Origin of the sequence: Pantoea sp. RG18 (genome assembly GCF_025910075.1) — a bacterium.
Lineage (GTDB): Bacteria > Pseudomonadota > Gammaproteobacteria > Enterobacterales > Enterobacteriaceae > Pantoea > Pantoea agglomerans.
In genome coordinates this window covers 19,656-37,254 of the sequence record NZ_JAPCIL010000027.1, presented here as the reverse complement: position 1 = coordinate 37,254, position 17,599 = coordinate 19,656, and the positions used below count along the sequence as shown (strand labels likewise).

The following is a 17,599-nucleotide window of genomic DNA, read 5'->3' as shown; positions in this document are numbered from 1 at the left end:
GTTAACTGGCGCTGGCCTGTTTATCAGGACGACGGTCGCCGCCAATGGTTTCACCAAAAGGACCGGTGTTCACGCTGCGCTGTCTCTTTTCGGCGTTGGCAGCCAGCGGTAACAGCGGCATCACCAGTTCAGCGAAGCGGTGCGCCTCTTCAAGGTGCGGATAGCCGGAGAAAATAAAGTTCTCGATCCCCAGCGCCTGATACTCCCGGATGCGATCGGCTACCTGCTGCGGACTCCCCACCAGCGCAGTACCCGCACCGCCGCGCACCAGGCCGACGCCTGCCCAGAGATTGGGACCAATGCGCAGGCTGTCTCGCGAGCCCTGATGCAGCGCGCTCATCCGCGCCTGTCCGGCTGAGTCCATGCGGGCAAAGATCTTCTGTGCGGCGGCAATGGTCTCTTCATCCAGATGAGAAATCAGCCGCTCGGCCGCCGCCCAGGCTTCCTCTTCGGTTTCACGGACAATGACATGCAACCGGATGCCGTAGGAGAGGCTACGGCCACTCTCCTGCGCCCGCTGACGAACCACCGCCAGTTTTTCCGCTACCTGTTCAACCGGCTCACCCCACGTCAGATAAGTGTCGATCTGATTCGCCGCAACGTCGATAGCGGCATCAGACGAGCCACCAAAATAGAGCGGTGGGCCATTTTCCTGCACCGGCGGAAAGAGGATCTCAGCGCCTTCCACGCGGATGTGATCACCCGAAAAATCGACCTTCTCGCCTTTCAGCAGGCGGGAGTAGACCTCAAGAAACTCTCTGGTCACCTGATAGCGCTCTTCATGACTCAGAAAGATGCCGTCACCTTTGTTCTCAACCGGATCGCCGCCCGTGACCACGTTAATCAATAAACGTCCGCCAGAAAGCCGATCCAGCGTAGCCGCCATACGCGCCGCCAGGCTTGGCGGTTGCAGGCCAGGACGTACGGCTACTAAATAGCGCAGCTTTTTGGTGATCGGAGCCAGTGCAGAGGCGACCAGCCAGGAATCCTCGCAGCTCTTACCGGTCGGGATTAATACACCGTAGTAGCCCAGATTATCTGCCGCCAGCGCAACCTGCTGTAAATAGGGTAAATCGACTGCTCTGCCGCCTTCGGTGGTGCCAAGATAGCGCCCATCGCCATGGGTGGGCAGAAACCAGAAGAGGTTGAGGTTTTCCTGTGTCGCATGACTCATTAGCAGATTCCTTTATAACGATATTTGAATTTAATACATAGGCATAAATTCTTTAGTTATATAGGTGTTAGCAGGATGCGTGCCAGTCTGTTTATTAAAATTTACCTCATAAATTCAATAACATATTTATATTTCCTCTTGCTGAATATTGCTGCATTTGCGACAGGTAAAGTTACAGCCTGCTGCATTGGCAACAATCCGGTCCGGTTAGCCTCTCGTTTCCGCGTTAGCCACGCGGTATGGTCATGGCTTTCCAGTTAACCCGGTAAATGAGATGCAGATTACCAGCCCTGAGTTGATTGACCCCGCATCGCGCGCCTTTAAAAGCGTGCTGGATCAGCTTGCGCCTACCGACGCGACGGTGCTGATCATTGGTGAAACCGGCACCGGCAAAGAGGTGATGGCGCGCTATCTGCATCATCACAGCGCCCGCAGCAGACAGCCATTTCTGGCGGTCAACTGTGGTGCCCTCACTGAGAGTCTGGCGGAGTCGGAGCTCTTTGGTCATGAGAAAGGGGCATTTACCGGCGCACAGGATCGGCATCGTGGCTGGTTTGAGGCGGCAGAGGGCGGGACGCTGCTGCTGGATGAAGTCGGTGAACTGAGTGCGTCACTGCAGGTGAAGCTGCTGCGCGTGCTGCAGGAACGCGAGATTACCCGTGTGGGTTCCTCCAGGGCTGTAAAGGTCAATGTGCGGGTCATTGCGGCCACCAACCGTGACCTGGCGGTGGCGATTCGTGAACGGCGCTTCCGGGAAGACCTCTACTACCGGCTGAATGTGGCCAGCGTCACGCTGCCGCCGCTGCGCCAGCGATGCGAAGATATCCCGGTGCTGGCCACTCACTTCCTGCAGCTCTATGCGCGCCGTCTGGGCCGACCTCAGTTACGTCTCAGTGAAGATGCTGTCGCCACGCTGATGGACTACAGCTGGCCGGGCAACATTCGCGAGCTGGAGAACACCCTGCATAATGCCGTCCTGCTCAGCAAAACCTCGCTGGTCACGCCGCAGCAGCTCCGGCTGAATAACCTCACGGGTAGCGAGTTACCACCGGGAGAGGAGGCGCTGGATCAGTTTTTACGGCAGCAGATGCAGCAGAGCGAAACACCGCTCTATCCCCGGGTGATTGAGGCGCTGATAAAGAATGCGCTGGAACTCACTCAGGGCAATCAACTGCAGGCCGCCGCGCTGCTTGGCATCAGTCGTCATACGCTGCGCACCCAACTGGGCCATCTGGGAGTTATTAAACCGCGCCGCACTTCACTGCGTCAGCGCGACCCTTCTCTGAATCAGCAGCCCGAACGGGAGCGGGAACTGCGCATCGGTTATCAGAAATTTGGCAACCTCGGCATCCTGAAAGCGCGCCAGTCACTGGAACAGCAGCTGGCCGATAGAGGCGTGAGCGTGCTGTGGAGTGAGTTTCCTGCGGGTCCGCAGCTTCTGCATGCGCTGAGCCAACAGGAGATCGATTTCGGCACGACCGGTGAAGTTCCTCCCTTGTTTGCGCAGGCCAGCAACAGCCCGATGGTTTATGTGGCCTGGGAACCCGCCGCGCCGCAGAGCGTGGCACTGCTGGTACCGAACAGCAGCCCGGTTCAGCAGATTGGCGATCTCAGAGGAAAACGCATCGCCGTAAATCGTGGTTCCAACGTTCACTATCTGCTGCTGCAGATTCTGGATGAAGCGGGTTTAGGGCTGGATGATGTGCGCATCGTCTATGCACCGCCCAAATATCCGCTGACGCCCAGCGATCTCAACGCAGTGGATGCCTGGATGATGTGGGATCCGCTGCTCAGCGATGCAGAGAACAGCGGACAGTTCAGGGTGATCGCTGATGGCACCGGCCGGGTCAATAATCATCAGTTTTACCTTGCCGAACGCGGGTTCGCCGCGCAGTCGGGCGATCTGCTGCAGGTTCTGCTCACCGCGCTGGAGCAGACTGGCCGCTACATCGATGCACACCGTGCTGAAGCCGCTGCGTTGCTCTCCACCGAACTCGGGATATCAGCGCCTTCACTGATGCATGCCTTAGCGCGGCGCAGCCACCAGACCCAGCGCATGAACTTGGCCATCATCCGGGAACAGCAGACCATCGCTGACCGCTTCTATGCACTGGGGCTATTGAGTCGCGCCATTCGGGTACGTGAGTCGGTCTGGCATCCATAGCGTTTTTTTCGCTAAGCATCGAACATTTGATCGCTAAGCGCTTCAACCCGCGTTTGTTATGTTGCGCTGACAACAACCAGACTCAGGAATGAGAGATGAAAAGAGTTTTGCTTAGCGCATTGATTATTGCCGCCCAGGCGGGATTAGCGTTCAACACCCAGGCAGCAGCAGAGAAACCCGAAATAGTTAACATTGGTTTTCAGAAAGCCAATATCTTCGCCCTGCTGAAATATCGCGGCACGCTGGATCAGGAATTTAAGAAACAGGGGATTGCGGTTCACTGGATTGAGTTCCCGGCCGGGCCGCAGATGCTGGAAGGCCTGAACATCGGCAGTATCGATCTGGCCGCAACCGGCGACGCGCCACCGACTTTTGCTCAGGCCGCACAGGCCGATCTGGTTTATCTGGCACATTCTCCCGCCAACCCCAAAACTGAGGCGATTGTGGTGCCCGCCGACTCCCCCATTAAAAGCGTGGCGGATCTCAAAGGCAAACGCGTGGCGCTGAATAAAGGCTCTGACGTTAACTATCTGCTGGTCACTGCGCTGGAGCAGGCGGGGCTGAGCTATAAAGACATTACACCGGTCTATCTGCCACCCGCGGATGCGCGTGCCGCTTTCCAGCGCGGTGCAGTGGATGCCTGGGTAATCTGGGATCCTTACTACGCAGAAGTTGAAACCAACGCCCACGCGCGGCTGATTAAAAATGCCGAAGGCCTGGTGCCACACTTCACCTTCTATCTTGCCAGCCGTAAGTTTGCGGAAACCTGGCCGCAAATCGCCAGCCAGGTGGTGGATGAGCTTGGGTCGCTAAGTACCTGGGCCAATCAACATCAGGAAGAGGCGGCAAAAATCATGTCCACCTCAACCGGTCTGCCGCAGCCGATCTGGCAACGGGCGCTGGCAAGGATGCCGTTCGGGGCTGAGCGGATGACACCTGAAGTCTTCACGCAGCAGCAGGCTCTGGCCGATAAGTTTACCCAGATTGGTCTGTTACCAGTGAAGGTCGATATCCGCAGTGCAACCTGGTCGCTGGATAACAAATAGGGTGAGGCGGGCGGCGGCTGATTAGGGGAACCTTCGCCTGACGGCTGATAACGTAATCGCCTGGAGTTAATCAAGTGCAGGCGGATTAGCGTGACGTGTTATCCGCGCATCAGCCTGGGCAGATAAAGTCCTGTCACCGACGTTCAGCTCATCCTCGCTGAAAACGGTTTAAAGTCCTGATGGTGCTGTAAGAAAGATGCCCTTTACGTTAGTAAAGGGCATCGATTAACCTGTATTAAGAACATATTTCCTGAGGCTCCGAAAAAATCATCTATTTCAGTCTGTATTTCAGACAGATAGCTTCGTTACTTCACTATTTTTTCTTGTATACATCAGCGGTACCTTTAATTTTGTTATTCGTATTAGCTGAGGTCAGCACGAACACATCGCCGCCTTTTTTATCGGCCATTTCTGATAGCTCCGCTTTTGCATCTGAAGGGCTGGTCTCACCTGATGTTGAGATATCGCCTATCTTTTCATACTGATCCTTCACTTTCATAAAATCATTCTTTGACATCATTTCGGCAGCAAATGAGCCAAACGATAAAGAGCAAATAACCACACCAAAAATTAATTTTTTCATATGCGTATCCTCGGAATGTTATAAAAGACGATTAGAATTCGTAACTACATTTAAAACATAGCATATTCAATGCAAACAGCTATTTCAAAAGCTTATTTACGATCCTGTTTTGTGATAACCGATCAGTAATTTAATTAACCACCCATCGTGTTTTCAGGGTAATTTCAAATCAGGGCTTATTACAAAGTCAGGCCGCTCATAACTGTTCTGATTAACTTCTTCTGAAAGGGGGCAAACGGTTAATCGATGGAAAGTTAAGGATATATTTATCATCATCAGTGATCCAGGTAGAGGTAATGCACCCAGCTGGTCATTCTCAGCAAAATTTTACGCATGACCGAAACATGCGTGAAGTGGTCAGAATAGACCGCAACCTGAGCAAATATGCCGTCTGGCAATGCATCAACGTCCTGATTTGGGTTTAATTCAATTATGGCTAATACGCCATCAGAACCTGAAGCAAGGCTCAGTGATTGCACCGTTCCCTGTGCCTGATAAGCTCCGCCTGGAACCACTGGCAAAACTCTGAGCAGTTTTCCTGAGAATACCTGTCCCGGAAGGGCATTAAAAACGACCTCTGCTTCATCTCCCGCCGTCAGGCGAAGCAGGGAATTTTGTCTGAACTGAGCAATGATCTGACGTTTTTGTACAGGAATGAATATCATGACCGGACGCAGCGGCAGGGCGGCTGCGTAGCTTCCGGGACGGATTAAGACCTGAGTGACATAACCATCACTGGGTGCGCGAACAACTGTCTGATCCAGGTTATACCGGGCTTCTGCTAATTGCGCGCGCAGACTGGCTATCTGGGATTGTTCTCCTCCTGATACACTGGTCAACTGGCTTCTGAGCTGCTCCTGTTCCGCCAGTGAACCTTTTACCAGGGCATCCTGCGCCAGAAATGCCTGCCTGGCATTATCAATGTCACGTTCGGAGAATGGATTGACTTTCGCCTTACTGCCTTTGAGATAGCGTTGATAGTCCAGAAATAATCTATCCCGCTCAGCAGATACATGGGTTGTGTAGGCAACGGCTTCGCTTAATTGTCCTTTCATCGCTTCAATATTGTTAATAGCGGTGCTCAGGTCGGCTTGTAATCTTTCGACGCGGACCTTATAACGAGTCTGATCCAGGGTGAAGAGCATTTCTCCCTTTTTAATAAGCACTTCTTTTTTATCAGTAACTTCATTTACGACGCCGGTCACTTGTGGGGTAACAGGAATCGCGACAACCGCTTTTTGTGCCAGTGACGTATAGGGATGGTTATAATTCATTAGCAGAATTAGCGCGCTGACCAGAAAAACGCCACCGAGGGCCGCTGTTGGCACTGTCCATTTATTGACGGGTATGCGAAATATTTTAAAAACAGCCCAGGCTATCGCAACGTAGCTTAAAATAATGAGCAGATCCATATCATCGCTCCGGTCGCAGCGGTTTCGAATCAGCCTGTAAACGCTCCAGTTCTGCTATGCGCTGCTGCAGTTCCAGTAATGAAGTGTACTGGTTCTGCATACCCCAACCACGATCCGGACGATAAAGAGTGGCCCAGATCCACAGGAAAGGCCATATGACATGCAGTGTAAACAAACTTACCCAACCTGCGACGTGAATGGCATCGGCATGAGGATGATTACGGGACTTTGCGATTAAATAGGGAATATCATGAAGAACGATAATTCCATAAAAAATAATTATGAAAACGAAGATCAGCATACCCAAAGCAAAATAGTTAAGGAACATAGGTGCCTCTGCTAAATTGGAATGCGAAGTGAAATTAGAACGTCTGCAAGAATGTTTCTATTCGTAAAAGAGTTAACCTGACACACCTTGTTGACAGACGCAATACCAGAAAATCATGCTGTGCTCAGGGATTTGAGGCACTCCAGCAATGACGGGGATAAACAATCCTATTCATTAGTGATGATTTTAGTGGATTTATTACACTTTAAACGCAGAATTATTCCTCTTTATTTTGAGTCTTTAACTTCCCTGGTATGGGTAACTGCTTGATTTGGTTTTATTAAAATAACATGACACGTTGATCACAGATTTGTATTTTTTAAGCTTTATTTAAAAAAATATCTTTATACTTATTAACCCTCCTGTTCCGAAGTTATTACATACTATCCGATCCATTATTTACTGGAAAATAATGGATCTCAGTTTGATAGTAGATTTTATGATCCTGACTTATCTAAATTTAACGCTTAATGATGAGATTAACTATCATGGCCTCAGGAAAGACGAGCGAATACATAGCCCTGAGATCGAATCCTTCTTCAACAGAACGCCCTGAAAAGTTCAGGTTACTCTGTTCTTACACGAGTCCATACTTTGTCGGATAAGCCGGATAGTGCTCATGTAAACCCCAACAAAAGATGGTCTTCTGTCTGGATCATTCCCTTTGTCACGCTGCTCATCGGTGCCTTTTTATTGTATTACCATAAAAGCCAGCAGGGACCTCTGGTGATTCTGATGACCGAAAACGCACAGGGGATTAAGGCAGGTAAAACCGTAATAAAAAACCGCAACATTGATGTGGGTGTCGTTGAAAGTACCGAGCTTACTGACGATCTTAAGCACGTCGAGATCAAGGTTCGCATGCACACTGGTATGCAAAAACTATTGAACGGCAATAGCGCTTTTTGGGTGGTCAGGCCTGAAATTGGATTCGAAGGAATAACGGGCTTAAGTACCTTGTTCTCAGGCGCCTATATAGCCTTACAGCCAGGTTCTCCGGGGCCAGCGCTGGAACGTTATCAGCTGTCAGATGCGCCTCCCCAGGCCTCACCGAATGCAAAGGGGATCAGAATCACGCTTAATAGTCGTGAAGCGGGGCAACTCATGCCGGGCTACCCGGTTCTGTTTCGCGGCCTGCGTGTCGGGTCAGTCGAGAACAGCCGGTTTGATATGGAAAAAAGGATGATGCGTTATCAGGTTTTTATCGCTTCGCCCTTTGATCAGCTTGTCACCTCAAACGTTCGTTTCTGGAAGAATAGTGGGATTGCTGTGGATTTATCCTCATCCGGGATGCACGTGGAGATGGGGTCCATCACCACATTATTAAGTGGCGGGGTCAGTTTTGACCTGCCTGAAGGCGTGGCCCTGGGCCAGCCGGTTAAGGGCGTAGCAACTTATACTCTTTATGACGATCTGCGAAGCATCGCGAATTCTCGGTATACCGAACACCTCGACTTCGTGATGTTCTTTTCCGATTCTGTTCGCGGACTTCAGGCAGGCGCGCCTGTCGAGTTTCGTGGAATACGCCTGGGGACGGTTGCTCAGGTTCCTTTTAACTCGCCAGAGATAACCCAGAATTTTCGCAGCCATTATGAGGTTCCCGTACTGATTCACATTGAACCCCAGAGATTCATGAGCGGTATGAGGGAAGACTTTGACCTGGAGAAAAAGCTACAGCTGGGTAAAAAACAGGGGTTAAGAGGCTCCCTGAAAACAGGCAGTCTGCTTTCCGGTTCGCTGTTTATCGACTTAGACTATTATGCAAATGTTGCACCCGACAAAGGACCGGATATCGTCGCGGGTTACAAAGTCATCCCCACAACGCCTGGTGGTTTAAACCAGATACAGCAAAAGATTGTGGCTATAGTGGATAAGATGAACAGCCTTCCGCTTCGGCCACTGATTTCAGTTGCGACCGGTACGCTAAAACAAAGTCAGCGCACCATGACAGAAATACAAAAATCGCTCAGGCATATTGATGGATTTATCAGCAGCCCTGCAATGAAAACACTGTCTGAGGATATGCAGCAAAGCCTGCAACAGCTCAGCCGCAGCATAAAAGGTATTCAGCCTGGATCGCCCGTATATCAAAAATTGACGGGGGATATGCAGCGCCTGGACCTTGTGCTCAGAGAATTGCAGCCACTTCTCAAGACATTAGATAAGAAAAGCAACGCGCTGATTATTCAGGATGCTGCAACTGACGATCCTGTTCCTGTCGGCGCGAAAAAGAGAAATGAAAAATAACCCCATCTTCCGGCATTTCAAATAGCTCATTCAGCCTTTGCAGTTCATCAAACATAGCCATTTGTATCTATTGAAAGAGACTGGTTATCAGGTCTTCAGGCTGCTACTATAAAGACCTGTTAAGCAGTCCTGGAGGCTCTATGCCAAACATTATTTTAAGCGATACCAGTGCCAGCGTAAGCGAACTGAAGAAAAACCCGATGGCCACGGTTAATGCAGGTGACGGTTATCCTGTCGCCATTCTTAACCGCAACCAGCCTGCATTCTATTGCGTCCCGGCTGAGCTTTATGAACAGATGCTTGATGCCCTTGACGATCAGGAACTGGTTAAGCTCGTCAGTGAACGCAGCGGCCAGCGTCTGCTTGATGTCGATTTGGATGCGCTTTTGTGAGTTATACCGTCAAATTCAGGGAAGAGGCTTTTAAAGAGTGGCAGAAGCTGGACAAATCTCTCCAGCAGCAGTTTGCCAAAAAACTGAAGAAATGTTGTGACAATCCCCATATTCCTTCTGCCAGACTACGTGGGATTAAAGACTGCTATAAAATCAAACTCAGAGCGTCCGGGTTTCGCCTGGTTTATCAGGTAATAGACGACCAGCTGGTGATTGCCGTTGTTGCTGTGGGTAAACGCGAGCGCAGCGATGTTTATCATCTTGCCAGTGAAAGGATGCGGTAGGGAGGGAGGGCTGTGTCCGATGAGTATTGACGTAATTCAAGCGATATTGATAATCAGACACTTTATTTAACATAAATTACATTATGCGCACTTCTGCAGATGGCCAATTTGGTAGTGTCACTTGATAGCAGAAACGGCAAGCTATCAGCGTCAGATGGGAAGGGATGAAGACGGTCAGGTGAAAGGGTATAGCCGGTGCATCAGCGCCGGGTTTATCCTGCCCCGAAGGGGCTACCGTCCTGGCAGTTCGCGCGATGCAAAAAGGCAGCTCAAGCTTCCTCTGGTTCGCTTATCTCAATACTGGTTATGTGCAGTCCGGCATGTGACATCATGCTGACCAGCTTATCAATTGAAAAGCAGTTGATCCGACCTCCTGCCAGCTCGGACACTCTGGGCTGTGAAACGCCCAGCGCAGCAGCAGCAGTGGCCTGATTCAGGCCATTACGTTTAATCCAGCTATTCAGGCGGCCTACTAACTCGGCGCGGAGTTTCATATTTTCCGCCTGCTCTGGCGTTTCGCTAAGAGCGTCCCACACATTATCAAAAGTCTGAATATTCATTTTTTACGCTCCTCAACCAATCGGCGATAACGATTTCGGGCAAGTTCTACGTCACTCTGGCTGGTCTTTTGTGTCTTTTTCTGGAAACAGTGCAGCACATACACGGCTTCTTCAAATTTGGCGACATACATGATCCGGAAAATGCCGTCATTACCCCGGATTCGGATTTCACGTGCTCCCTGACCTACCGTAGCAAAATGCTTCCAGTCGTCCGGCTCCAGTCCCTGCTGGATCAGGTCAAGCTGATACCCTGATGCGGTCCGGGCCTCTTCCGGGAAAGCCCGTAGATCCTCAAGACTGCTGTCAATAAAACTGATTTTCTTACGCATCATCACCTCATTATACGAAATTTCGTATATTGTGCAATTTCTGCATTACTCATGCACCCCATACAAACCCGTAACCACTGCTTCCCTACCATGTAGTTTCCTGCTGTTTTGTCCATGGCCTACATTGCCCTTATAAAATCCAGCATCGCCTTGATCCGGCGCTGGCTTTTGAGACGTTCTTCAAAATCGTTGAGATAGTAAGCCGGTGTATAGCGCACCCGGTTAAACTCCAGCGTCAGCGTATTACCGGTGACAACCTCGGCTGCAATGCCCAGCAGGGAAAGCTGTATAAACGCCATATCCACCGTGACAGGATCAATATCAAATCAACTGACGGACATCTGAACTGATGGATTAAATCCGACTTCAATCAGGCAATCTGCATAAGGTAGCATCGGTTATGTGGGTGTAATTAAGCAGGCGGAAGTAACGCACACCGATACGGGCATAAATGTCCGTTATCCCGCCGCAGTACATTTCTGCAAACATGAACGTTTCACAGTCCCCGTTCTCATTGCATGCCTGTTTCAGCGGATAGAGTCTCCCCAGCGCATCAGTAAGCGATGAAAGAGATGGGCATGCCCGTCTCAGAGTGCATGATGGTGGCTGCGCATGGCTGGGATGTGGGTGGAGCAAAACATGCAGGCATGAAAACTGCATTTGTTACCCGCAAAGGGCAGGCACTCTACCCACTAGCACCTGCACCCGATCTGATGGTCAGCGATATAGGTGCGTTAGCCACTAAGATAAAACCGCTCTGCTAACCAGCCGTTACCTGTTAATCCCTGTACGCGTTTAGCCTTAATCGCTGCCCGAAAAGGCTAAGAAAAAGCATAGTTGATGCGAAAACACTAACAATATTCTTAAATCAGGGCTTAACCACAATACACAGCAGGCCGATGACAATAATCACTACGCCCGCCAGGCTGTGCCAGCTGAACGCCTCATGGAATACCGGCAGACAGACAGCCACCAGCCACACCAGCACATAACTGAGGCTGAGCAGCGGATAGACGCGGTTCAGTGGAAAATAGCGCAGCGCCCTAATCCAGCAGAGCATCGAAATTCCATAAGCGCCCAGCCCGGCCAGCAGCAGCAAGGCGGGCAGCAGGGCAACAGCAGGCAGCGACGTTATGCTGCTGACATCGGGCAGTCGCGGCATCGCCCAGCGCATCATCAGCTGTGCCGCTGAGACCAGCAGCACGCTGCATGCGACCCATCCATACCCTTTCATAGCTGGCTCGCCATCAGCGCCACACCCGTCACCACCAATAGCGTGCCGAAGATCTGCCGCAGCGTCAGGCGCTCGCGCCAGAGGATGCGTCCTGCCAGCGCAACGAAAATGAAGTTAAGGCTCAGCATCGGATAGGCCTGGCTGACAGGCACCCGCTGCAGGACCAGCAGCCAGAGAAGCATCGCGACACCCAGCAACAGCACGCTCACCCCAATCCAGCTTAAGCGGACCCGGCGCGATGCCGCGTGAGTCGCCTGTTTCTGGCACAGTTGCGCGCTGCAACTGAGCAGACTGACCAGTACAATCAGCAGCAGCATCACTTCATCTGACTGTAATAGAGGCAGACCAGCCTGCCCTGGCGATAGACGGCGTCCGGCACCGGAACATCCTCGCCGATATCACTGTGTACTGAATCAACCAGCAACAGCAGTGATACGCTTCCCGTACGGCGATGATCGGCAAGCCAGCCGCCGAAGTCCGCCTGAGAGACAAAGCGGGATTGCGCATCCGGGTAACTCAGCCCATATTCCAGCTCGCCTTTGGTGTCATAGAAGCCGATATCGCTACGTTGCAGATGCCAGGCTGCGGCAGATGCCACGCCGGGATTGTCCGCCAGGATAAAGTGACTTGAGGCCAGACGCTGGCTGATCGTCGAGACAAAACGCTGCGGCTGTTTGGCGTCGCGGATTTTATCCGGGATTGCCGTACCAATAAACAGGGCGACGCCCAGCGGGCAAAGCGCGGCCGCCAGCCAGCGGCGCTGTGCAGAGCGGCAGCTATATGCGCCCACCAGCCCCCAGATGAGAAATGCCAGTGCCCCCAGCGCAAGCTTCAGCATCTCGTGCGTGGCGAACAGCGGATGATGCGTCACACTCCAGGGAGCGAGCACCAGCACGACCGTTGCCAAGGTAATGATGCCGAAAATCAGGTTGAGCCAGCCATTGACTGTTAATGCGCGCCCTGCCCGCTGTGCGGCGTTCAGGCCATAGTGCGCCATCAGCAGCGACAGCGGCACAAAACAGGGAAGAATGTAGGTTGGCAGCTTGCCTTTTGCCAGGCTGAAAAACAGCAGCGGCATCACCGTCCAGCTCAGCAGATAGAGCGCACCGGGATGCTGCTGACGCTCGCGCCAGCCGGTCATCAATGCGCCCGGTAACAGCGCCAGCCACGGCAGCGTTCCCAGCAGCAGAACCGGCAGGTAATACCAGAAAGGCGCTTTGTGCTGGGCATTGTCCTCAGCAAAGCGCTGGATATGCTCAACCCAGAAGAAGTAGTGCCAGAAATCCGGTGCCTGATGATAGATCGCCAGCGCCCAGGGTGCGCTGATCGCCGCGGCTGAGAGCAGCGCCAGCGGACCGAAGCAGAGCAGTTCGCGCAGTCGCTGCCGCCAGATCGCCCAAGGCAGAATCGCCAGCACAGGCACTGCCAGCGCCAGAAAGCCTTTGGTCATAAACCCCATGCCGCAGGCGAGACCCAGCAGCAGATAGCCGCCCGCCCGCTCGGCGCGTCCGCTGGCCTCCGTCGCCAGCCAGAAGCTGCACATCGCGGCAGCCAGCCAGAGCATCAGCATCGGATCGAGCACCGCATAGGTGCCAACGCCATAGACCAGCAGCGAACTGAGGAAAATAATCGTGCCGACGGCAGCCGTGCGTACCGAACCAAACAACCGCCTGCCGAGCCAGTAGATCAGCACGGCGGTCATCGCCGTGGAGAATATCGATCCCGCCCGCACGCCAAAGTTGTTGTGGCCAAACAGCCACTGACCCAGCGAGTTGACCCAGTAACCCGCAATTGGTTTTTCAAAATAGCGCAGACCGAAGAAGTGTGGCGTCACCCAGTTACCGGTTGCCAGCATCTCCCGGCTGATCTCCGCATAACGGGTCTCATCCGGCTGCCAGAGATCGCGGAACATCGGCGGAAGCAGGTAATAGAGAATAAAAAAGCTGAAAAAAAGTAGCCACTTCGTGTTGTTACGTATCCGCACTAGTTCGCCTCTTCAGTCAGTTTCTGGCAGCCCAGCCACCCTTCCCGTCCGGGGATTTCGCCTCTGACCACCCTGCCCACCGGCAAGGTACTTAGATCGTCGGGCAGCAGCTCGCTTAACGGACAGAACTGAATGCCGTGACGGGCCGCAGCAGCCAGCAGCTGGTCAAAGTCCGGGTAGCCGATAATCCCTTCGACTTCGGCATGCACGGTGTAGACCGCCCCATCATCAGAAGAGAGCATTTTCGCCAGAATGTAGTCGTTATAGCCTTCTGCGCTGACCTCGCGGCCAACCACTTCATCCCATGTGGGCAACGTCACCGGAATCTGTACGGTACCGATCTGTCCATCCGGCAGCATGGGCCGGAACGGGCCGCTGCCGCGACAGTCGCTGTTGTAGTGAAAGCCAAAGTCCTGTTTGGCGGCGATCACCCGGCCATCGGCTCGCCAGCCCGCGGCGGCCGAACAGCTGACAGGATGACCGAGTATCTCACTCAGCGTTTCGGTGCCGCGTGCTATCTGCTCAACCAGCTTATCCTGCGGCCAGACGCCGGCCCAGGTCTGCCAGGCAAAGTGGTCCCAGGCGTGCAGACCGACTTCGTGCTGACGAGTGGCGTCCTGCATGATGTGCCGCAATCTCCGTCCCATCTGCTTTCCCGGCCAGGCCGTTCCGGCGAGCAGGATGTCCCAGCCATAGAGCGACGCGGCACGGGAGCGCAGCATCTTCATAAGAAACGCCGGTTTCACCAGCCGCCAGAGATGGCGGCCCATGTTGTCTGGTCCCACGCTGAAGAAAAAGCTGCCCCGCACCGCATGACGCCGGAACAGCTCAAGCAGCGCCGGCACGCCCTGCTTCGTGCCGCGCCAGGTATCTACGTCAATCCGCAGACCGATCTTCTTCATCACTTATCAGCCTGTGGCTCAACGGTGCGCAGGAAGAAGTCGAGCGTGTTGTCGATAGTGACATCCATCGTCACGGTCGGTGTCCAGCCGAGCAGGCGACGCGCATTGCGGATAGCCGGTTTACGGTGCTCCACATCCTGATAGCCTTTGCCGTAGTAGCTGCTGCTTTCTACTTCGCGGAAACCGGCAAACGGCGGGAACTGGCTGCGCAGCGGATGACGCTCAAAGCTGGCCAGCAGCTGCTCGGCCAGCTCTTTGATACTGGCTTCGTTGTCCGGATTACCGATATTGATGATCTGACCATCACAATTCAGCTGTTTGTTTTCGATAATGCGGAATAGCGCCTCAACACCATCCTGAATATCGGTAAAGCAGCGCTTCTGTTTACCGCCGTCGATCAGCTTAATGGGCGAACCTTCTACCAGGTTAAGAATGAGCTGAGTGATCGCGCGGGAACTGCCGATGCGCGCTGCATTAAGGTTATCCAGACGCGGTCCCATCCAGTTGAACGGACGGAACAGGGTAAAACGCAGCCCCTCTTTTTCGCCGTAGGCCCAGATAACGCGGTCCAGCAGCTGTTTGGATACCGAGTAGATCCAGCGCTGTTTGTTGATCGGCCCGACGACCAGATTAGAGCAATCCTCATCGAAGCTGGCATCGGTACACATGCCGTAAACTTCTGAAGTGGATGGGAAAATGATGCGCTTCTGATACTTCACACAGTCGCGAATGATTTTCAGGTTCTCTTCGAAATCGAGCTCAAACACGCGCAGTGGATTGCGGGTGTACTCAATTGGCGTGGCGATGGCTACCAGCGGCAGGATGACGTCGCATTTTTTGATGTGATACTCAATCCATTCGGAATGGATAGCGATATCCCCTTCGACGAAATGGAAGCGCGGATGATCCAGGAAGCGGCTGATCGCGTCTGAACTGATATCCAGGCCATAGACCTCGAAATGCTCATCCTGTAACAAACGCTCAGTGAGATGATTACCGATAAAGCCGTTAACGCCAAGGATCAGCACGCGGGTACGACGTTGCAGCGCTGATTGCGGTTTTGAATAGAGCAGTGCGCCAGGCACGATGCCCAGACTCTGCGCCAGCTGGCTGCCATTCATGTAAACGCCATGCTCGGACTGGCCGGTCTGGATTTCCAGCGCACCTTCGCCACAGGCGATCAGGAAGGGCTGCTTAGAAAGTACCGTCCCTGGCTTTGCCTGATGCTGCTGCGGATGAACCCGGCTCTTCCAGACGATAAATTTAACCGAACCGGCAAAGGCGAATGCGCCAGGCCAGGGATCGGTAACCGCTCTGACCAGATTGTGAATCGTCTGAGCAGGCTGATTCCAGTCAATGCGGCCATCTTCGGCCGTGCGGCGGTCAACCCGGGTCGCCTGACTTTCATCCTGTGGCCATTCACTCACCTCACCCTCGCGCAGACGAGGTAAAACGTCGCCGAGCAACTGCACTGCAGCCTGGGTCAGTTTACGATGCAGCGTCAGCGCGTTGTCCTGATCCTCAATAGCGACCTTCTGCTGCGCCAGAATATTACCGGCATCCGCGCGCTTTACCATGCGATGTAGCGTAACGCCCGTTTCAGTTTCGCCGTTGACCAGCGCCCAGTTCAGCGGTGCCCGGCCGCGATATTTTGGCAGCAGCGAGCCGTGCAGGTTAAAAGCACCCTTTTGAGCGCATTGCAGGATCTCATCACTCAGCAGATGGCGATAGTAGAAGGAGAAGATCATCTCTGGTGCCATGGTACGGATGCGGTCAAGCCAGATCGGGTGATTCGCCTCGTCAGGTGCATAGACCGGAATGCCATGCTCTGCCGCCAGACGGGCCACTGAGCCGAAAAAGTGGTTTTCGGTCGCCACATCGTTGTGAGTAAAAATGGCGGTGATCTCATAGCCTGCACTTAGCAGCGCATTGATGCCGACACAGCCCATGTCGTGATAGGCGAAAACAACGGTCTTCATGATTGAATATCCTGTACTGAAGGCTCTTCTGGAGCGTGAACAATGCGTTGAACGAAATAGCGCGGACGTGCCCGAACGTCGTTGTAAATGCGCCCGATGTACTCCCCGAGCAGTCCCATACCCACAAACTGGGCGCCGATAAACATGAACAGCACGGCGAACAACACGAAGACGCCGTCACCCGCCCAGGCCGCACCAAAAAAGAGTCGCAACACGATCAACACCAAAGAGAAGGCGAAGCCGGAGAGCGCTATCAGGCTGCCGACCACGCTGAGCAATCGCAGCGGCGTGGTGGTCAGACAGGTCACCAGGTCGTACATCAGGTTAATCAGCCGCATAAAGCTGTATTTCGAATCGCCAAAAGCGCGCTCGGCATGGATCACCGGCAGCTCAATGGTGTGTCGGGCAAAGGTGTTGGCCAGGATCGGAATAAAAGTGCTGCGCTCGTGACAGTTGAGCATCGCCTCGACGATGTGGCGACGATAGGCGCGCAGCATGCAGCCGTAATCGCCCATCGCCTTACCGGTGACCCGCTGAATCAGCCGGTTGAGCGTGCGCGAGGCCTTCCGACGGAACCAGCTGTCCTGGCGCTGCTGACGGACGGTACCCACCACGTCATAACCCTGACGCGCGGCGTCAACCAGCCGCGGGATCTCTTCCGGCGGGTTCTGCAGATCGGCATCCAGCGTAATAATCACATCGCCACGGACCTGGCTGAATCCGGCCATGATGGCGGAATGCTGACCGTAGTTGCGGTTGAGCAGCACGCCGGTTATCCGGCTGCCGGGAACGGTGGCGGCCTGTTCAATCAGTTCGGCAGAACGATCGCTGCTGCCGTCATCCACCAGCAGAATTTCATACTCAATCTTAATTGAGTCACAGGCGGCGCAGGTGCGCTGAAGCAGCTCCGGCAGACTCTCCTGCTCGTTATAGACCGGGATGACCACGGAGAGCATGTTGATCGGTTTGATATCGCGCATC

The 17,599-nt window shown here is 53.4% G+C and carries 18 protein-coding genes and 1 pseudogene; 6 read left to right on the top strand and 13 right to left on the bottom strand.

The window, feature by feature from the left end; translation table 11 throughout:
* Position 1 precedes the first annotated feature (1 nt).
* On the bottom strand, positions 2 to 1,174 hold the full coding sequence (ssuD, locus tag OK409_RS21790; RefSeq protein WP_033759967.1) for an FMNH2-dependent alkanesulfonate monooxygenase: 1,173 nt from the start codon (positions 1,172 to 1,174) through the stop codon (positions 2 to 4).
* Positions 1,175 to 1,448: 274 nt separating this feature from the next.
* Between ssuD and OK409_RS21785 the strand changes: the two genes are divergently transcribed.
* Positions 1,449 to 3,338: a sigma-54-dependent Fis family transcriptional regulator gene (locus tag OK409_RS21785; protein WP_122459966.1), complete on the top strand. Its 1,890-nt coding sequence runs from the start codon at positions 1,449 to 1,451 to the stop codon at positions 3,336 to 3,338.
* Positions 3,339 to 3,433: 95 nt separating this feature from the next.
* Complete coding sequence (locus OK409_RS21780; RefSeq protein ID WP_264367531.1) at positions 3,434 to 4,384, top strand: sulfonate ABC transporter substrate-binding protein; 951 nt, start codon at positions 3,434 to 3,436, stop codon at positions 4,382 to 4,384.
* Between the two features lie 313 nt (positions 4,385 to 4,697).
* Here the strand turns inward: OK409_RS21780 and yahO are convergent, their stop codons facing one another.
* The 3 genes from yahO to OK409_RS21765 form a co-directional block, all read right to left on the bottom strand.
* Entirely contained in the window at positions 4,698 to 4,967 is a 270-nt protein-coding gene (gene yahO / locus OK409_RS21775; RefSeq protein ID WP_010257103.1) for a DUF1471 family periplasmic protein YahO, read from the bottom strand.
* Between the two features lie 275 nt (positions 4,968 to 5,242).
* Entirely contained in the window at positions 5,243 to 6,379 is a 1,137-nt protein-coding gene (locus OK409_RS21770; protein ID WP_033786324.1) for an HlyD family secretion protein, read from the bottom strand.
* A 1-nt stretch (position 6,380) separates the two neighbouring features.
* Positions 6,381 to 6,707: a DUF3302 domain-containing protein gene (locus OK409_RS21765; protein WP_245115324.1), complete on the bottom strand. Its 327-nt coding sequence runs from the start codon at positions 6,705 to 6,707 to the stop codon at positions 6,381 to 6,383.
* Positions 6,708 to 7,301: 594 nt separating this feature from the next.
* On the opposite strand from OK409_RS21765, the gene pqiB reads away from it, so the two are divergent.
* The 3 genes from pqiB to OK409_RS21750 all read left to right on the top strand — a co-directional run bounded on the left by pqiB (position 7,302) and on the right by OK409_RS21750 (position 9,630).
* On the top strand, positions 7,302 to 8,954 hold the full coding sequence (gene pqiB, locus OK409_RS21760; protein ID WP_264367530.1) for an intermembrane transport protein PqiB: 1,653 nt from the start codon (positions 7,302 to 7,304) through the stop codon (positions 8,952 to 8,954).
* Between the two features lie 140 nt (positions 8,955 to 9,094).
* Positions 9,095 to 9,346: a type II toxin-antitoxin system Phd/YefM family antitoxin gene (locus tag OK409_RS21755; RefSeq protein ID WP_039387444.1), complete on the top strand. Its 252-nt coding sequence runs from the start codon at positions 9,095 to 9,097 to the stop codon at positions 9,344 to 9,346.
* On the top strand, positions 9,343 to 9,630 hold the full coding sequence (locus tag OK409_RS21750; RefSeq protein ID WP_010257115.1) for a type II toxin-antitoxin system RelE family toxin: 288 nt from the start codon (positions 9,343 to 9,345) through the stop codon (positions 9,628 to 9,630). Before OK409_RS21755 ends, OK409_RS21750 begins: the two co-directional genes overlap by 4 nt.
* Before the next feature lie 269 nt (positions 9,631 to 9,899).
* Here the strand turns inward: OK409_RS21750 and OK409_RS21745 are convergent, their stop codons facing one another.
* The 3 genes and pseudogenes from OK409_RS21745 to OK409_RS21735 form a co-directional block, all read right to left on the bottom strand.
* Positions 9,900 to 10,190: a helix-turn-helix domain-containing protein gene (locus OK409_RS21745; protein WP_022624282.1), complete on the bottom strand. Its 291-nt coding sequence runs from the start codon at positions 10,188 to 10,190 to the stop codon at positions 9,900 to 9,902.
* A complete protein-coding gene (locus OK409_RS21740; RefSeq protein ID WP_031292300.1) occupies positions 10,187 to 10,519 on the bottom strand; it encodes a type II toxin-antitoxin system RelE/ParE family toxin in 333 nt (110 codons plus the stop codon). Before OK409_RS21740 ends, OK409_RS21745 begins: the two co-directional genes overlap by 4 nt.
* A gap of 119 nt (positions 10,520 to 10,638) precedes the next feature.
* Positions 10,639 to 10,914 (bottom strand): annotated as a pseudogene (locus OK409_RS21735) (SAM-dependent DNA methyltransferase); the annotation flags it as partial.
* Positions 10,915 to 11,097: 183 nt separating this feature from the next.
* Between OK409_RS21735 and OK409_RS21730 the strand changes: the two are divergent.
* Positions 11,098 to 11,283, top strand: coding sequence for a hypothetical protein (locus OK409_RS21730; RefSeq protein ID WP_033774126.1), 186 nt, complete (start codon positions 11,098 to 11,100; stop codon positions 11,281 to 11,283).
* 104 nt (positions 11,284 to 11,387) lie between these two features.
* On the opposite strand, the gene arnF is transcribed toward OK409_RS21730, so the two are convergent.
* Genes arnF through arnC form a run of 6 tightly spaced genes read right to left on the bottom strand, consistent with a single transcriptional unit; the run spans position 11,388 to position 17,598 of the window.
* Positions 11,388 to 11,753, bottom strand: a complete 366-nt coding sequence (gene arnF, locus OK409_RS21725; RefSeq protein ID WP_022624285.1) for a 4-amino-4-deoxy-L-arabinose-phosphoundecaprenol flippase subunit ArnF — start codon at positions 11,751 to 11,753, stop codon at positions 11,388 to 11,390.
* A complete protein-coding gene (arnE, locus tag OK409_RS21720) occupies positions 11,750 to 12,070 on the bottom strand; it encodes a 4-amino-4-deoxy-L-arabinose-phosphoundecaprenol flippase subunit ArnE (RefSeq protein ID WP_010257131.1) in 321 nt (106 codons plus the stop codon). The genes arnF and arnE overlap by 4 nt, the downstream gene beginning before the upstream one ends.
* Entirely contained in the window at positions 12,070 to 13,737 is a 1,668-nt protein-coding gene (gene arnT / locus OK409_RS21715; RefSeq protein WP_264367529.1) for a lipid IV(A) 4-amino-4-deoxy-L-arabinosyltransferase, read from the bottom strand. Before arnT ends, arnE begins: the two co-directional genes overlap by 1 nt.
* Complete coding sequence (gene arnD, locus OK409_RS21710; RefSeq protein WP_163790196.1) at positions 13,737 to 14,639, bottom strand: 4-deoxy-4-formamido-L-arabinose-phosphoundecaprenol deformylase; 903 nt, start codon at positions 14,637 to 14,639, stop codon at positions 13,737 to 13,739. The genes arnT and arnD overlap by 1 nt, the downstream gene beginning before the upstream one ends.
* Complete coding sequence (gene arnA / locus OK409_RS21705; RefSeq protein WP_061902466.1) at positions 14,639 to 16,618, bottom strand: bifunctional UDP-4-amino-4-deoxy-L-arabinose formyltransferase/UDP-glucuronic acid oxidase ArnA; 1,980 nt, start codon at positions 16,616 to 16,618, stop codon at positions 14,639 to 14,641. The genes arnD and arnA overlap by 1 nt, the downstream gene beginning before the upstream one ends.
* Positions 16,615 to 17,598, bottom strand: a complete 984-nt coding sequence (arnC, locus tag OK409_RS21700) for an undecaprenyl-phosphate 4-deoxy-4-formamido-L-arabinose transferase (protein ID WP_060678746.1) — start codon at positions 17,596 to 17,598, stop codon at positions 16,615 to 16,617. The genes arnA and arnC overlap by 4 nt, the downstream gene beginning before the upstream one ends.
* Between the last annotated feature and the right edge of the window lies 1 nt (position 17,599).

What these genes read in the sequence shown, in the direction of transcription:
- ssuD (WP_033759967.1), bottom strand. Translation starts at nt 1,174, where the DNA reads ATGAGTCATGCGACACAGGAAAACCTCAACCTCTTCTGGTTTCTGCCC.
- OK409_RS21785 (WP_122459966.1), top strand. Translation starts at nt 1,449, where the DNA reads ATGCAGATTACCAGCCCTGAGTTGATTGACCCCGCATCGCGCGCCTTT.
- OK409_RS21780 (WP_264367531.1), top strand. Translation starts at nt 3,434, where the DNA reads ATGAAAAGAGTTTTGCTTAGCGCATTGATTATTGCCGCCCAGGCGGGA.
- yahO (WP_010257103.1), bottom strand. Translation starts at nt 4,967, where the DNA reads ATGAAAAAATTAATTTTTGGTGTGGTTATTTGCTCTTTATCGTTTGGC.
- OK409_RS21770 (WP_033786324.1), bottom strand. Translation starts at nt 6,379, where the DNA reads ATGGATCTGCTCATTATTTTAAGCTACGTTGCGATAGCCTGGGCTGTT.
- OK409_RS21765 (WP_245115324.1), bottom strand. Translation starts at nt 6,707, where the DNA reads ATGTTCCTTAACTATTTTGCTTTGGGTATGCTGATCTTCGTTTTCATA.
- OK409_RS21755 (WP_039387444.1), top strand. Translation starts at nt 9,095, where the DNA reads ATGCCAAACATTATTTTAAGCGATACCAGTGCCAGCGTAAGCGAACTG.
- OK409_RS21745 (WP_022624282.1), bottom strand. Translation starts at nt 10,190, where the DNA reads ATGAATATTCAGACTTTTGATAATGTGTGGGACGCTCTTAGCGAAACG.
- OK409_RS21740 (WP_031292300.1), bottom strand. Translation starts at nt 10,519, where the DNA reads ATGCGTAAGAAAATCAGTTTTATTGACAGCAGTCTTGAGGATCTACGG.
- OK409_RS21730 (WP_033774126.1), top strand. Translation starts at nt 11,098, where the DNA reads ATGCCCGTCTCAGAGTGCATGATGGTGGCTGCGCATGGCTGGGATGTG.
- arnF (WP_022624285.1), bottom strand. Translation starts at nt 11,753, where the DNA reads ATGAAAGGGTATGGATGGGTCGCATGCAGCGTGCTGCTGGTCTCAGCG.
- arnE (WP_010257131.1), bottom strand. Translation starts at nt 12,070, where the DNA reads ATGCTGCTGCTGATTGTACTGGTCAGTCTGCTCAGTTGCAGCGCGCAA.
- arnD (WP_163790196.1), bottom strand. Translation starts at nt 14,639, where the DNA reads ATGAAGAAGATCGGTCTGCGGATTGACGTAGATACCTGGCGCGGCACG.
- arnA (WP_061902466.1), bottom strand. Translation starts at nt 16,618, where the DNA reads ATGAAGACCGTTGTTTTCGCCTATCACGACATGGGCTGTGTCGGCATC.
- arnC (WP_060678746.1), bottom strand. Translation starts at nt 17,598, where the DNA reads ATGCGCGATATCAAACCGATCAACATGCTCTCCGTGGTCATCCCGGTC.